The organism is Nocardia sp. NPDC051756 (assembly GCF_040681495.1).
Lineage (GTDB): Bacteria > Actinomycetota > Actinomycetes > Mycobacteriales > Mycobacteriaceae > Nocardia.
In genome coordinates, this window is sequence record NZ_JBFAYV010000050.1 from 1 (window position 1) to 1,021 (window position 1,021).

A 1,021-nucleotide genomic window follows, 5' to 3' on the forward strand; every position below is an offset into this window, starting at 1 on the left:
GAATTGCTTGACCGACAGAAGTTTCATTTTGATAAGCGTGTGCCGTATCCAGATGACGATAACCTAATTCCAAGGCAGTTTTTACAATATTTTGCGTTTCTGTTCCTTCTGGAAGCTGATAAAGTCCCAAACCGAATTGGGGAATGACATTGCCATCATTTAATGTTAATTTTCTTTGCATTTTTTCTCCTTTTATTTTTTATCGCAAATTGCAAGTCCAAGTTAGCCAGCCAAGCTCATCTCATATGAACTCTTATAGTTGAACATTTTTCTTGGATAATGGTTCATCCAATACTCGATAGCGGCGACTTCTTCAGGGGTCGTCTTTGTTGTGCCTTTTGGCAGATGCCTACGAATCATTCGGTTATGGTTTTCATTCGTCCCTCGCTCAAAGCTCGCGTAGGCGTGTGCATAGTAAACTGGACAGCTTACGACCTCAGAGAGCCTTGCAAATTCATGGCCATTGTCAGGGGTAATGGATTTGAAGTCATAACTTTTTTGAAGTTCCACCAGCTCATCATTGACCGCCTGTGCTGTTTTCCCATCAATCAAGCGAATGATCTCCGTGCGGTATTTTCGCTCTGTGAGCGTCAAAAGCACCTTGTTCTTAGCTCTCGTAAGAATGACCGTGTCAATCTCGTAATGCCCCACTTCTAAGCGATTGTTAATGAACTCAGGCCGTTCTTCAATAGACTTACCAAAAGGATGCTTTGGCGCACGAGGTTTGATTTTCTTTGCCGCCTTATACTGCGGATAGAAAAGATGATGACGCTTGGCTTCTAACCAGCCCCAGTTGACCCAATTGTAGAGGCTGCTCAGAGAAACTCCTTTTAGAGCCTGATGAATGACTTCCAAAGAGTCCTTGTCTTCTTTAAGACGTGTACTCACATAACAATCAATCTCAGTCGTGAGTTTACTCGGACGAACACGCAGGATCAGCGAACCGGGCTTCGGCGGATCACCGCCGCCGTCGAACACCGCCACCCCGACGCTCGCCGTCACCACCATCGAGTTCTCCGGC

The 1,021-nt window shown here is 45.5% G+C and carries 2 protein-coding genes; both read right to left on the reverse strand.

Translation table 11 applies throughout. From position 1 onward, the window contains the following. A partial coding sequence (locus AB0M22_RS45725) for an aldo/keto reductase (protein WP_364740351.1) occupies positions 1–181 on the reverse strand: 181 nt, incomplete at its 3' end. A 41-nt stretch (positions 182–222) separates the two neighbouring features. Then, on the reverse strand, positions 223–1,021 hold a 799-nt coding region (locus AB0M22_RS45730), incomplete at its 5' end, for an IS30 family transposase (RefSeq protein ID WP_364740354.1).